The following is a 13,905-nucleotide window of genomic DNA, read 5'->3' as shown; positions in this document are numbered from 1 at the left end:
CCTCACTGGAAAAGGGCGGGACCAGATCGATGTGGGGTCCCAATTGCCTGGCGCGGCCAAAATTCAGGATCAGGAATACAGCCGACTGACGATCTGATCGAAGTTGAAGAGCATCGCGTTGGTGCGGGTGTAGGCCGCGTGGCCGTAGTAGTGGTCGCGGATATTGGTTGAGCTGGTGCAGTCTTTATAATCCACCAGCAGGCACTGGCCTTCGCTCGGGAACCGTCCGGCGCGTCGGGCACATTCCACCCAGCGCTCAAAACCATCGTAGGGTTCCAGCAATTCCCACACCGCCTTATTGGCGGCTTTGGCATTCTCAGCGGGGAGCGCATCGCTGCCGGCCACGGCCAGTTCCTGCACGTAGTCCCCGCCCCAGGCAATCGGCATTTCGACGGTGATCTGCGGCAGGTCCATTTTGGACAGCCAGGTTTTTCCATCTGTGCGCAAATTGCGATGGTTCACGATGTGAAGCAGTTTGCCGATGCCGGATGGATCCCAACCGTACCGCACCGGCGTGCCGAAGGTCACGATATCGAGGGCCACGCCATTGAGCAAGGTGCCATTGGTCAATAACGGGTCGATGCGCTGAATGGCCTGCGCATCCGGCGCGGGTGGATTTGCGGCGAGCAGAAGATCGAAGAGGGTCTTCCGTCCCGTGATCGGCGATGGGCAGAGGAGATTGGAGGCCAGCGCAAGGACGAGGCCGGCTTGGCCATGGGCTTGAATCAGGATACGGTCGCCGGGGCCCAGATGCTGCTCGCCGACGAGGACGCGCAAGCGGTCCAACAGTCGGCAGGCGGCCAGAGCGCGGCCGAGGTGATGGTGTTCGCTGGACCAAAGTTCCCGGATACAGGCGATGGGTGTGGCCAGTTTCTGATTCAAGGCTTTCCGGCATTGGTCGACCGTGGTGGTCGTAAAGTTTCCCGCGTCGCCGATCTGGCTGTCGAGCAGGGTTTTTGTGGCGTCATCGTTGGCTAGCGGCGGTTTCATGCCGCCCGGCAGCGGGGTGATGCCATTCGTGCCTTCCCGCATGAACGAGAGGAGCGAATCTAGCCCTGAAATGCCGCGTGAATAGCCTCGCTTGAGCCCGCCCACTTCATCGAGCCGTCCCAGACCAAACACATCGGTCCCAGGAATGGCGCCATGCAGAAACATGATCAGCCGCACACCGGCTTGTGACAGCTTCTGCCCGAGCTGGCTCATGGCGTCCTGCCAGGCCGGGGAGTCGGTGTCGGGCGGCGTGGTCCAGTCCGCGTAGGTCAGCCGGTCGCCCGGATTTTTGCGGGAGAGTTCGTCGTGCTGAAAATTGTTTTCAATAGGCATGGGAAGATTGTCTTACCCGAAACGGAGCGCGAAGTTCAATGGAGGAGCTGCAGATTCGATCCGGAAGGAGGTTCAACGATGCGCGGCTGTATCGGGCGTGCGTGAGCTCGTGGACGTCGGCGCAGGTGGGCGGGGCTTGGGCATGACGGCGGTGGCAGAACAGGTTTTCGCTGCGTCATCGGTGCGGCGTTCCACGATTCTGACACCCTGCAGATATTCCTGCACGATTTCCTCCCGCACGACCTCGATGTCTTGCTCGGCCTCACGACCGGTGCGTTCACGCAGGCGATCGGTGGCATGTTCCTTCACGAGCACTCGAATTTGTTTGGCGATATCAGCTCGGGCGGCGAGCTCGGAGACACGTTGGCAGACGAGTGTGCCTTTGCTCAAGTCGCCCTGTCCCTGGCCGGTCAGTAGTTCCTCCGGGCTGGATATGGCTTGCGCTAGGGTGGCTTGGGCTGTGCTCGTCGGCGCTTCCCCCTGCTCTCGTGTGTGGAGGTATTGGAAGGTCTGGTCGGCGTGGCCGCGTACAGTGGGAGCCGTCAGATCTGCAGCCAGCGTTGGTGATGCAAGCAGCAGCGCACAGAGAGGCCACCATCCTGCTCGAAGGGGTCCGGCGCTCAGTGACATTACGGCGTTCCTCCCTGGTTGTTTCCCTTATTGGGAACAATTTGTGAGGGTTGGGGTGGGACGGCCACCGGTTTCTTCGGTGCCTGGTAGATGATGGACGGTGGGGTTTCGCGAGGGGCACCGCTTGATGGTTGTTCCGCAGCAGGCGCGGTCTGGTCGACTCCCGATCGATAGGTATGGAGTGTGCGCGTTGTCGGTCGGCCGTTTGGCGGCGGGACTTGCCGATAGGTCGGCATCGTGCCGCGGCTGCCCTGCGGTGGTGGTGTTCCAGGCTGTGCTGGTACTTGAATTGCGCCTGGTTGGGCCGGTTGCTGCGGGACGACGGCATAGCCCGGCAAGAAGGGAACGGTATGGGGCACGGGCGGCCGCGGAGGTTGCGGCGGGGCCGGTGGGGTTTGGGCCCCCACGGTCTGTTGCGCGATGGCCAGGTGCGGATTGTCGGGGTTCAGCCGACTTGCTATCCCAAGCAAGGCGTAAATTTGCGCGAGGCCGGTCGTCGATGGAGAGGGGTGCGCGAATGGAGCGAGTAACACCCAGTCGGTCCAGGCTTGCGCGACCATCGCATCAGACTCCGCGCGGTTGAGCAAGTCGTTCCGGTCATGGCTCAGTGCTTGGACCTGTTCAGGCGAGCTGGCTGCGGCGAGGGCGTCGTTCGCTGCGTCGAGTTCCTGTTGCAACGATTCCACATCCCGTCTGAGCGCAAGTAACTGCTCACGCGCATCCTCGTTCTGGCGTAAGGTCGCAATGGCCCGGGCGACCTCGTCGGTGTCCACCTGTGCGGTGAGATCGACACGGACCATGACGAACTCCCCATCCAACGTGGTCGTGACGTGTTGATCGAGAATGAGCACCATTCCGGCGGTGTAGCTGCGGAGTTCATCCCGGGTGACATCCAGATCCCGCACGACCGTGACGCTTTCCAGATACGAGGCGACCTGTTCCAACGCCTGTCTCTTGGCCTGCTCGGTGGCCAGTCTGATCCCATCTGATTTGGTTTCATGATCGTTCATTCGATGTTCGCCAGTTCCGGTGACGAGTCGAACTTCGGCTTGGCTTGGGGTCGGACAGGTGAGGAACAGGGAGAGAGTGATGCAAAGGAGGCCGAGAAAAAGGCGGATGGACCGCGCTCGTGTGGAGGTGTCGGGGATGAAACGCGGGCCGCTGTCGAAACGGTTTTGGGGCATCGCCTCACCACCGCGGTGTGTCTGTTTGAGTAGGGGAGTCGAGCAGTTGGCCCGACTGGGTCAGGATACCATCGATCCCCCTCGGGCGCCATGAGTGGCGGGGTTCGCGCCTTGCCTTCGCGGAAAACAGCATGCTAAGGTATTTTCTCTTCACTTCTCGAAGGGTCGTATGGTGGGGCAGGTTATGAGTCGTATCCGCAGTATGATCACAATCACGGCGGCCTTCTGCATGGTCGTCGGCCTGGGTCTGGCACTCGGGGCGCCCTCGTCCCAATCCGTTGCGTTTGCGGCACGCGGTGGGGGCGAAGCGGCAACTCCCGCTCAGGTCGGTACCACGGAGCACGTCATTCTCTTCGTGTTGGAAGGGTTGGGCCAGGAATCGCTTAAGAGTGGTGCGATGCCGGTCTTGTCGTCCCTTGTGAAGGACGGGGCTGTGACCTGGTCTGCCATGGCGGTGGCGCCTGCGCGCCGGTTGCCGACGATGGCATCGCTGGTGACGGGCATGCCGGTCGCCAAACACGGGATCACGTGGAACGTGTTTGAATTTAGTCGTGGATATCCCCGCGCGCCGACAGTGTTTGATTATCTGGACCTGAGCGGCGGCCGGGACAGTGCCATTTTCTATATGGATGAGTCGTTGTATCAACTTGCGAAGCCGGAGCCCTACACGGACTATCAAATGTGTGGTCCGCTGCGGGCCGAATGTAATCCTGACCGGTTGATCGGTTATGTCCGGGATTATTTCAAGAAGGCGACGAGTGGGTCTGGTTACGGTCATGCCATTCCGTCGTTGCCGCATCTTCTCGTGGTCCATTTGCCGACTCCAGGGCGCGTCGGGGAGGCGCAGGGTTGGAAGTCGGCTGCGTACAAAGACGCACTCAAGACGGTTGATAAAGCAATGGGGACGGTGCTCGATTTATACCGGGAACATGGTTTGATCAAGCAGACCACGGTGTTCGCCACCTCGCTGAGCGCATTTGGAGAGACGCAATTCTCGGCCGGCGAAGTCTCGGGTGAGCAGGCGAGTAATGTTCCGGTGGTGCCATGGATTGCCTCCGGCGTCGGTATCAAGGCTGGGCATACGATTCGCCAGCCGATGTCGATTATCGATACGGGCGCGACGGTGATGCGCGCGCTCGGCCTCACGACCTATACCGAATGGGAGAGTCACCCGGTCGAAGAAATCTTCAAGACCGCGTTCGTGGCTGCTCCTGTCAGTCCACTCCTGCAATAGAGGACCGATGCATTCATCATCGCACAGAGGATTCGCCGGACGGCAGGTGTACTTCTGGATCCTCGCGCTGGCGTGCGTACTGTTGGTTGGGCAATCGGGACGGCTCTTGGCGGCCGGTCCTCCCCCTGCGTACGGCAAAGAGCATCCGATTACCATCGATCCGACTCCGTTGGTGCCGCAATCCTGGTGGCAGATTCCTGGCGTGACGCCGCCGCTCTGGGTCTTGGACCCGGAGACCTCGGATGCCTACCGGACAACCGAAACGCGCGAGCTGAAGCTCAAGCCGGGACAATACAAGTTCATCAGTTTTACCTTCGACTTTCCCTTCACGGTGAGTTTGGACGGGAAACTGGAATACTCCAAGTCACTCGATCAATGTGTGGAGGGCCGCGGGACTCAGACCCTGGTGGTACGGTGCAAACGCACCTATCCCCATGGCGGTCAACGTGATGCCTATTACGGGAATAGTGAGGTGGGTGATGGCACAGGCACTCGATGATCTGCTGGATTCCCTCGAAGATGCGGACGACGCCACGCGTGAAGAGGCGGCGAAGGCTCTCGCCGAGTTAGCGAATCCGGCCACGCTGGATGCGCTCATTGGCGCTTGCAGCGATGAGTTTTGGTCTGTGCGGACTCGTGCCGGATGGGGCGTGGCCAAGATCGGCGGCCCGAAGGCGATCGAAGCGCTGATCGTACTCTTCAACGACCCGATCATGGAAGTTCGCAACGAAGCGGTCGCGGCCGTGGTCTCGCTTGGCGTGGGCCAGCTGGATCGGCTGCTTGCCGCGATGAAGGATGAGCGGTGGCGGGTTCGGGAGCATGCGGCCAAGGCCTACGGGGATCTCCATGATTCGCGCGCCGTCGATGCGCTGGTCTTTGCCTGCCGGGATCGCGACGGAGCCGTGAAGAGTGCCGCCGCGGAAGCGCTGGGAAAAATCGGCGATCCGAAAGCCATTCCCGCGCTGGTAAAACTATTCCGTGATTCATCCAAGATCGTGCGTGAAACCGCCGGCATTGCCCTGGTGGCGATCGGGCAACCCTCCGTCGATTTGTTGCTCGAGACATTGAAGGACAAAGATTTCGTCGTGCGTTGTCATGCGGCTCGTGCATTGGGCGGCATGACGACGGACTATCAAATCGGCCGGAGCTGGGTGCAGGAGCCGCGTGTCGTCGATGCCTTGATCGAGGCGTTGAAAGATCCCGATCGCGCGGTGCGCGAAGATGCCACGATTGCGCTGGGTATGATCGGCGATCCTCGTGCCATCGATGGATTGCTGGAAGCGATGAAGGACGGGGCGGTGAAGCGCCATGCCATTGCGTCGCTGGGTATGATCGGTGATCCTCGCGCCCTTCCTGCCGTCTTAGCCGCCCTCAAGGGAAAGGGTGTGCGTCAGGACGGCACTCCGACCCCCGGGTGCATCGTCAGTGAAGACGCATTTATCAAGGAGGCGGCCGCGACGGCGCTCGGTCATTTCCGCGACCCACGCGTCATTCCGGATCTCATCATGCTGTTGAAGGACGGGGTGTTACGTGAGAAAGCGGCGGCGGCGTTGGTGTTAATCGGTGACTCCGCCATCGAACCGCTGATCTCCTTTCTCTACGATCCCAAGGCTTCGGAAGTGGAGGCCGAAGGTGAACGCGTCCTTTCCTACGCATCCGTCCGGCTGACGGCGAAAGATTCTTTGCGGTTACTCGTCGTTGAAACGTTGGAGCACCTTGGGTGGACGCCTCCGGATGAAGAAACGTCGGTAGACTCCAGCCAAGCCGATAATCTTCGCGTCGACCGCCCCCTGGGCGATATCGGCCGGTTTGGTCCGAGCGGAGATTTTGCCAAAGGATCGGTGCGGTAATCTCCGGTTTTCTCGCCCGGGATTTCTGTCTCGGAACGAGTATCTCCGGCGGTCCTACCGGCTGTGCCTTTCTGTGTGGAAGGGCGGTGCGGAGGGCGCTTCGATGTCAGGTTGCCCGGCCGACCCCGCGGTGACCCCCTAAAAAATTCTGTGTGAAGGTCGATGGCCTCACCAGAGGCCGAGGTACCATGGCCGACACTGTCACTGAACAGATCGCAGCGTTGTCGGACGAAGATTGGGCGATTCGAGAAGAGGCTGCGACCCTGCTGGGCGAGCTCAATGACGCTCGGGCTGTTCTGCCACTGACAAAGATGCTCCGTGATTCCGATCGGGCTGTCCGTGAGGCCGCGATCGGGTCGCTCTCCTCGCTTGGCTCCGCGTCGGTCCCTGCGTTGGCCACCTGTTTGGCGGATCCGGCGTTGCAGGTGCAGGAAGCGGCTTCGGCCATCTTGGCCTCGATTGCCGATGCGCGGGTGTTTCGCCCGTTGGTCGAGGCCCTGGGTAGTCGCGATTGGATCGTGCGTATGCATGCCGCGAAGGGGCTGGGACGGATCGGCGATCCGGAAGCCGTCAACGTCTTGATGCCGCTTTTGCAGGACAAGGTCAAGGCTGTTCGCGAGGAGGCCTCCGGTGCGCTGGCCGCCATCGGTGCCGCCGCCGTGTTGGGGTTGATCCAAGCCCTGGAGCACGATGAATGGTTGGTTCGCCTCCATGCGGTGGAGGCGTTGGGGAAGCTGAAGTCTCCGGACTCGGTCGATCCGTTGCTGCGCGCGCTGTTTAATGAGCGGGACTCGGCGATTCGCGAAGATGTGGTGCGGGCCTTGGGTGCGATTCGGGATGCGCGGGCGGTCGATTATCTGGTGACGGTCATGAAGGAGCCGGGGTTGCGGCTGTTGGCCGTCGAGGCGCTCGGCCATATCGGCGACCCTCGTGCCGTGCCTCTGCTTCGGCGGGTGGTGGAGGGGGTACCGCTGGGCGAGCCTCGCGACACGGCCACTCCCTGTGCCGATGGGTGGACGGACGAGATGGCGACCATGGGGATGGCGGCTCGTGCGTTGGGCATGATTGCCGACGGAGTGGCCATACCGTCTCTCATCGTGGCCTTGCGCAATACCATTACGAGGTCGGAGGCGGCTGCGGCGTTGACCAAGTTCGGACCGGCGGTGATTCCGTCGTTGTTGCCGATGCTGGCCAAGGAGCAGGACGAAAATATTCGGTATCACGTTCGAGAGACGTTGACGGCTGTTGGTTGGCGTCCAGGGCGGGTCTGATAGGGAAAGAGTTCGTGATGGGTGATGTCGCTGCGGGTAGTCAGCCCCGGCACTCACCGAATCAGAAAACCTCGCACTCGCGAACGAGAAACATGTCCAAGGAAAGTATCGATACACTGGTTTCTGAACTCACCCACGAGGAAGAGTGGCGGCGTATGCGGGCGACGGCGGCCTGCTTGGCCGGTGGACCTCGGGCGGTGCAGGCGTTGACGCAGGCGTTGGAAACGGGCGATGTGGCCCTCCGAGCTGAAGCGGCGGCGATGTTGTCGCGGATCAAGGATCCTGCAGCCGGACTGTCGTTGGTCGGGTTGCTTCGGGATTCTGAAGAGACCGTCCGGCAAGCCGCCTTTGCAGCTCTTGAGCAGATGGCCGGCAACCTGGATGACGAGACTGCCGCAGGTCTGGTACGCAACCTCCACGAGTCTCCGGATGAGGATGTGCGCAATCGGGTTCGGCAACTCCTGGGCGTGATCCCCAATGCGATCACTCCCCTGTGCGAGATGTTGACCCATCCGGAGGTTGAAGCGCAGACGACTGCAGCGATGATCCTGGAACATTTGCTGGATCCGCGCTCGGCGGACGGCTTGATCGATGCCATGTCGTCCCCTGCGGTGCGTGACACCGCGGTGCGGACACTGAAGAAGCTGGGGGCGATTCGAGACCGGATCGATGCGACGTTTAATGCTTTGCGCGACGTGGAGGGGGCGAGCGAACGTGAAGAAGCCCGCATGTCCACGGTCATGGATTTGCTGGGGATCGGGCGACCCTCGGTCGAAATTCTGATTGAGTATCTGGAAGATGACGATTGGGTGGTGCGGGAAGCGGCCGCAGATTTGCTGGGAAAGATTGGGGATGTGCGCGCGGTCGAGCCGTTGATGAAGCGGCTTCAGTTGGATAAGGATACCGGAGTGAAAGAGTATGCCGTGAAGTCGCTGGGGCTCATCGGGGACCCGCGTCCGGCGCAATTGTATATTGAGGCAATCCCGATCAGGCCTTTGCGTGTGATGGCGATTGAGGCCTTGGCGAAAATCAAGGATGTCGAGGTCTTGCGTCCGTATAACGAGCTGTTCAACCGGTTGCGGACCGACCGGGACGGCATCGTGTCGTACAGCGCGGGCCTCATCGCAGACAAACTTGCCGCGCTTGAAGGCGAACAGCCGGTCGGACAGGAGGAATCGGACGATCATGAGTGATGCCGAGCGAATTGCACAATTAATCTCCGCGCTTCGCGATGACAACGAAGCGTTGCGGGACCATGCGATGGCGAGCCTTGGGCAGATGGGCATCGAGGCCGTTCCGCAACTGATCGGCCTGATGGCCGATGAAGACGTGGTGATTCGTGAAGCGGCCGCGACGGCCGTGGTGCGGATCGGGCCTGTGGCGTTCGATCAGATGCTGGAGGCGTTGACCGACGATGAATGGGCGATTCGCGAGCAGGCGGCGAATGCGCTGGGGCGTTTTCGCGATTCGCGTGCGGTCGATCCCCTCATGGTGGCCCTGAAAGACAAGGACGGAGCCGTCCGGACGGCGGCCGTCTGGGCCCTGGAACGGATCGGCGACTCCCGTGCGACGCCGGGATTGATCGAGGCACTCGGCGACGGCACGGTGCGTGAAGACGTGGCGCGGGTGTTGAAAAAGATCGGTGATACCAGGGCCGTCGATGCGCTGATCGGCGGACTTCTGGGCCCCAATTGGATGGTGCGGCGTCATGCCGCGGAAGCGCTCGGCAAGATCGGTGATCCGCGTAGCGCCGATGCGTTGATCCAGTCCCTTCAGGATGAGGACTGGCTCGTGCGTCGAAATGCCGCCGAGTCGTTGGCGCGCTTGGGGGCGAAGCAGGCCATCGAGCCATTGCTTCCCCTCCTGGAAGATGAAAATACGATGGTGCAGGAAACCGTCGAAGGTGTCCTTGCAAGTTTGGGATGGAAACAGGCGACCTCGTCATAACCCGATAAAGGAACTCTACTATGGCAGAAGAAGCACCGGCAAAGCTGATTCAGATCGGACCAAAGGGCGGCACCAAGAAGGACGGGTTCAACCTGGTGACGGAACGGGTGGTGGCCGTCAATCCTGAGGCCAAGCAGTTGGAGGTGGAGCTGCTTGCGTACGACGGCAAGACCGTGGTGTTGGATGTCGGTGACGAGGCCCTCGAAGATTTCCTCAAGATCAAGCCTGGCGATGGCGCGACGATCCGTGTCGTGGAAGAAGGCGGCAAGCGCATTGCGAAGAGCTTCCGGATCCGGGCGAAAGACCCGAATGCGGCCAAAGCCGATGCCATGTTGATCGATCTCAAGGATTCGCATTGGCTCAATCGAAAATATGCGGCGGAAGTGTTGGGTGAATTGAAAGATCCGCGCGCCGTTCTGCCGCTGGTTGAGGCCCTGACCGATGAGGTGGGCGATGTGCGGCAGCGAGCCTACGATTCCTTGATCAAGATCGGCGGAATCGCCGTCTCGTCACTCGTGCCGTTGTTGGCTTCTGAGGAAGATGATGTGCGCCAGTCGGCCACGGAGATTATTCGGAAGATCGGAAAGCCGGCCGTCGAGCCCCTTGCCACGGCCTTGGCGGATGCCGATGACCGGCTGAAGACCCGGATCATGAAGGTGCTCGATCGGATGGGCTATAAGCCGAAGGCCAAAGAGGGCGCTCAGGCCGAGCCTGCCAAGCTGCTCAGTTAGTGTGGGCCGTCCGGCCGCCGGTTAGGCGGCCGGATTTTTCGTGGGGCGACCGACCGAGACGTGGCGGAATCCAAAGCCAACCACGCGGTCCGACTCGTAGGTATTGCGGAGATCCAGCAACAGCGGTTGCCGCATGGATTTCTTCAGCCGATCGAAATCAAGGTTTCTGAACTGGTTCCATTCGGTCATGATGATCAGGCCGTCGGCGCCTTCCGCGACGTCGTAGGTATCCTGACAGGGCACCATTCCCGGCAGGAGTTTCGTCGACTCCTCCATTGAGGCTGGGTCATAGGCGCGAATCGTCGCCCCTGCCTTCATAAGTTCGCTTAAGATTGTCAGGGACGGGGCTTCCCGCATATCGTTGGTGTTGGGCTTGAACGACAGGCCCAATACGCCGAGCGTTTTTCCCTTCACGTCGCCGCAGGCCTCTTTCACCTTTTCGACCATCCGCAAATGCTGTTCGTAGTTCACCTTGGCGGCAGCCCCTGCGATCTGAAACGGGTAGCCCACACGCTCACCGGTCTGGACGAGTGCCGCCAGGTCTTTCGGGAAACACGAACCTCCGAATCCAGGTCCGGCATGCAGAAATTTGTTCCCGATGCGATTGTCGAGGCCCATTCCCTTGGAGACCATCTGCACGTCGGCGCCCACTTTTTCACAGACCGTGGCGATTTCGTTGATGAAGGAAATTTTGACGGCGAGAAACGCGTTGGAGGCGTACTTGATCATCTCTGCGGTCGGAATGTCAGTCACGACGATCGGAGTTTCCAGGAGGTACAGCGGACGATAGAGGTCTTGCATGATCGCCACGGCCTGTTCACTGTCCGCGCCGATCACGACACGGTTGGGGCGCATAAAGTCTTCGATGGCCGACCCCTCGCGCAGGAATTCAGGATTGGAGACGATGTCGAAACGGAAGCGGCCGGTTTGGTTGGCCTTGATGACTTCGCGGAGCTTCTCGCCGGTCCCGACGGGGACTGTGGATTTTGTGACAATGACTTTGTAGCCGGTCATGTTCTTCGCGATGCCCCGTCCCACTTCCTCGACATAGGACAAGTCGGCTGATCCGTCTGATTTCGGGGGGGTCCCCACGGCAATGAAGATGGCCAGCGCCTTGTCGACGGCCTTGGCGACATCGGTGGTGAAATGCAGGCGGTCTTCTTTGATGCCTTTGGCGACGAGTTCGGTGATTCCCGGTTCAAAAAAGGGTACTTCTCCCTTCTCAAGTCTGGCGATGCGGCGCGCATCGGTGTCCATACACGTGACGTTCACGCCGAATTCCGCGAAGCAGGCACCGGTGACTAGGCCGACATAACCCGTTCCAATCACACTGATATGCATGGAAGCATCTCCTCCTGAAGGTAAGCCGTGGAAACTCTGGGTGAGTATCTGTGTAGAGTTGGTAGTATAGCAACGCGTACGAAAGTGAGCAATTCATATCGCAGGTTTTAACCGGCGGGCGGGGCGGGGGCGAATTGCAGATTGCTGCGTACTTCCAGTAGAATTCGGCCCTCTTTGAAGGAGCGGCTGGCACATGGCAGGTTTGGGCGGGTCCGTTCAACGACCACTAGCGATGATGATGCGTCCCATCACCAGGACCGTGCATCCCGATGACACGCTTTTGGCCGTCGCCCGGCAGCTGCGTGATGCCCGTGTCGGGGCGATGCTCGTTGCTGATCATGGCGACTACGTGGGCATCGTCAGTGAGGCCGACCTTGTTCGTAAGGGCATGGCTAGCGGGGCAGCCGCTGAGCAGGTGAGGGCCCGTTCGGTGATGAGTACACCTCTGATGACGATCGATATTGCCCAGTCCGCGCACGAGGCGAGTGATGTGATGGCTGAGCGGGGGATCCGGCACCTCGTGATTACGGAAGAGGGTCGGGCGGTGGGCATGATTTCGGTGCGCGATCTGTTGCGCTATTTCAAGAATTGGGGAGCGATGTAATGATGGTGCGCCGCCGCCTTCAGCATCGCCGGTGTGTTTCACGCGGCCCTCTGGTCCCTTGTTGATGATGCCACAGGGATCCGCTGCGCCCTCCACTCCACGCCTCTTTTTGCTCATCACGGCACTCGTGACCGGTGCTATTGTCATGGCGCTGGAAATTCTTGGAAGCCGTTTGCTGGCCCCGGTCTTCGGAAATTCTCTGTTTGTCTGGGGGGCATTAATCGGAATCATCCTGGCGGCCATGAGTTCGGGGTACGCCTTCGGCGGCTGGGCGTCGGATCGGTATCGAGTTGCGGCGGTACTTGCGTGGCTCCTGCTTGGTTCCGGGGCCTGGACGGTGCTGATGTCCTGGATGGGCCAGGCCGCGATCTTCAAGGTTGCTACGCTCATCGAGGACCCGCGATGGGGCCCCAGCCTTGCGGCCTGCGTCTTGCTGGCGCCCCCGGCGTTTGGGTTGAGCGGCGTCATGCCGGCATTGCTTCGATTAGCCGTTGTCGACATGGGGTATCTCGGTCGCCACACCGGCAGCATGATCGCGCTGTCCACTGTCGGGAGTCTGGCCGGGACCTGGGGCACGGCCTTTTTTCTCCTCTCCTGGTTGGGGACCCAGACACTCGTGGCTTCTTTGGGAATGCTCCAGCTGTTGCTTGGTTTGTTGTGGCTGCAGCAGGGGAGTGGAAAGATCTCGAAAATGACGGGTGTGTTCCTGACCGGCCTGCTCATGCTGAGTTGGCAATTGTTTGGGCAGGCGCCTCCCGTTGCCGGGTTGGTGCATCAGGAGGATAGTCCGTATCAGCAGGTACGCGTTCGCGACGACGATCTGTTTCGCTACCTGGTCCTTGATCGCACCTGGCACGCAGTGATGTGGCGGTCCGACCCGACCACGCTCTTCCTTCCGTACAGTCAACTCATGGTGGCGGCAGTGGCATTGGCTCCGGAGCCCAAACGGGGACTCATTCTGGGGCATGGTGGTGGATCGCTTGCCAAGTGGTTGGCGCAGGTCTGGCCGGAGCTCGAATTGGATGTCGTGGAGTTCGACCCGGCCGTTGTTAGGATGGCCGAGGAATATTTTGAGTATCACCCCCCTGCTAACCATCATGTCTTCGTCAAAGATGCTCGTGTGTTTTTGCGCGATACGAAGGTAACGTACGACGTCATCTGGGTCGATGCGTTTGCTCGACATCTCATTCCATTTCATTTGACCACGGTAGAGTTCTTCTCGGAACTCCGGAGTCGGCTGAATCCCAATGGGGTATTGGCGCTCAATCTGGCGTCGTCCGGCGAGGGTGGGGATCTTCAGCGCGCGAACGCGGTTGTGCAAACGTTGAAGACGGCGTTTCCTACGATCGAGTCTTTTGGCGTGAAGGGGCCATGGCGGGCGCATCAAACCACGGCGGAGAATTTGATTTTTTTCGGCGGCGGGCCCATCGATAGAATGCCGTATGGCGAGGTAGTGACCCGTATTCAATCGCAGGTCGAAGCTCGCCGGCTGCCACCTGAAGCAACGGCTTTGTTAGCGGCGCGACGCGTTCAGCCCTGGTTGCCAGGCTTGACCTTGACTGACGACTATACGCCGTACGATTTGCTGATCGGATCGCATGCGGCAGAAATGTCTCCTGATGGAAAGGTGTTGCCGTAAGCGTATGAAATAATAAATTAAATATGGTGATTCTCTTTCCGTGACAGCAGGAATTTTTTTGGAGAGCGGTCTGAATGAACCGCCAAGAACTTTCTTGCTTCCTTTTTAATCCCTATGCTATAAGGTGTCCCTCATCAGCCTATTATGTAGG

13 protein-coding genes are annotated in these 13,905 nt (G+C 60.2%); 9 read left to right on the top strand and 4 right to left on the bottom strand.

What is annotated here, in order from left to right:
• Positions 1 to 69 precede the first annotated feature (69 nt).
• From V9G17_08820 to V9G17_08810, 3 genes are all read right to left on the bottom strand, one after another.
• Positions 70 to 1,323 (bottom strand): hypothetical protein, encoded by a 1,254-nt coding sequence (locus V9G17_08820; protein ID MEI2752692.1) that lies wholly within the window; start codon positions 1,321 to 1,323, stop codon positions 70 to 72.
• Positions 1,324 to 1,395: 72 nt separating this feature from the next.
• Entirely contained in the window at positions 1,396 to 1,953 is a 558-nt protein-coding gene (locus V9G17_08815; GenBank protein MEI2752691.1) for a hypothetical protein, read from the bottom strand.
• Positions 1,953 to 2,963 (bottom strand): hypothetical protein, encoded by a 1,011-nt coding sequence (locus V9G17_08810; protein ID MEI2752690.1) that lies wholly within the window; start codon positions 2,961 to 2,963, stop codon positions 1,953 to 1,955. Before V9G17_08810 ends, V9G17_08815 begins: the two co-directional genes overlap by 1 nt.
• Positions 2,964 to 3,339: 376 nt before the next feature.
• Between V9G17_08810 and V9G17_08805 the strand changes: the two genes are divergently transcribed.
• The 7 genes from V9G17_08805 (at position 3,340) to V9G17_08775 (ending at position 10,170) form a co-directional block, all read left to right on the top strand.
• Positions 3,340 to 4,371 (top strand): alkaline phosphatase family protein, encoded by a 1,032-nt coding sequence (locus V9G17_08805; GenBank protein ID MEI2752689.1) that lies wholly within the window; start codon positions 3,340 to 3,342, stop codon positions 4,369 to 4,371.
• 7 nt (positions 4,372 to 4,378) lie between these two features.
• Entirely contained in the window at positions 4,379 to 4,870 is a 492-nt protein-coding gene (locus tag V9G17_08800; protein ID MEI2752688.1) for a hypothetical protein, read from the top strand.
• Complete coding sequence (locus V9G17_08795) at positions 4,851 to 6,221, top strand: HEAT repeat domain-containing protein (protein MEI2752687.1); 1,371 nt, start codon at positions 4,851 to 4,853, stop codon at positions 6,219 to 6,221. Before V9G17_08800 ends, V9G17_08795 begins: the two co-directional genes overlap by 20 nt.
• A gap of 188 nt (positions 6,222 to 6,409) precedes the next feature.
• Positions 6,410 to 7,492, top strand: a complete 1,083-nt coding sequence (locus tag V9G17_08790) for a HEAT repeat domain-containing protein (protein ID MEI2752686.1) — start codon at positions 6,410 to 6,412, stop codon at positions 7,490 to 7,492.
• 92 nt (positions 7,493 to 7,584) lie between these two features.
• Positions 7,585 to 8,685, top strand: a complete 1,101-nt coding sequence (locus V9G17_08785) for a HEAT repeat domain-containing protein (GenBank protein MEI2752685.1) — start codon at positions 7,585 to 7,587, stop codon at positions 8,683 to 8,685.
• Complete coding sequence (locus V9G17_08780; GenBank protein MEI2752684.1) at positions 8,678 to 9,439, top strand: HEAT repeat domain-containing protein; 762 nt, start codon at positions 8,678 to 8,680, stop codon at positions 9,437 to 9,439. The genes V9G17_08785 and V9G17_08780 overlap by 8 nt, the downstream gene beginning before the upstream one ends.
• Positions 9,440 to 9,459: 20 nt before the next feature.
• Positions 9,460 to 10,170 carry a HEAT repeat domain-containing protein gene (locus V9G17_08775; protein MEI2752683.1) on the top strand — a complete coding sequence of 237 codons (711 nt, stop codon included), beginning with the start codon at positions 9,460 to 9,462 and terminating at the stop codon, positions 10,168 to 10,170.
• A 21-nt stretch (positions 10,171 to 10,191) separates the two neighbouring features.
• Here the strand turns inward: V9G17_08775 and V9G17_08770 are convergent, their stop codons facing one another.
• Positions 10,192 to 11,511 carry a UDP-glucose/GDP-mannose dehydrogenase family protein gene (locus V9G17_08770; GenBank protein MEI2752682.1) on the bottom strand — a complete coding sequence of 440 codons (1,320 nt, stop codon included), beginning with the start codon at positions 11,509 to 11,511 and terminating at the stop codon, positions 10,192 to 10,194.
• 193 nt (positions 11,512 to 11,704) lie between these two features.
• On the opposite strand from V9G17_08770, the gene V9G17_08765 reads away from it, so the two are divergent.
• Both V9G17_08765 and V9G17_08760 read left to right on the top strand, forming a co-directional pair.
• The gene (locus V9G17_08765; GenBank protein ID MEI2752681.1) at positions 11,705 to 12,115 is read left to right on the top strand and encodes a CBS domain-containing protein; all 411 of its coding nucleotides are present in this window, start codon (positions 11,705 to 11,707) and stop codon (positions 12,113 to 12,115) included.
• A gap of 64 nt (positions 12,116 to 12,179) precedes the next feature.
• The gene (locus tag V9G17_08760; GenBank protein ID MEI2752680.1) at positions 12,180 to 13,754 is read left to right on the top strand and encodes a fused MFS/spermidine synthase; all 1,575 of its coding nucleotides are present in this window, start codon (positions 12,180 to 12,182) and stop codon (positions 13,752 to 13,754) included.
• The last annotated feature ends 151 nt before the right edge of the window (positions 13,755 to 13,905 follow it).

The sequence above is a fragment of the Nitrospira sp. genome, assembly GCA_037045225.1.
GTDB lineage: Bacteria > Nitrospirota > Nitrospiria > Nitrospirales > Nitrospiraceae > Nitrospira_A.
Note: the sequence above shows the minus strand (reverse complement) of the source record. Positions and strands in the feature narration are given on the sequence as shown.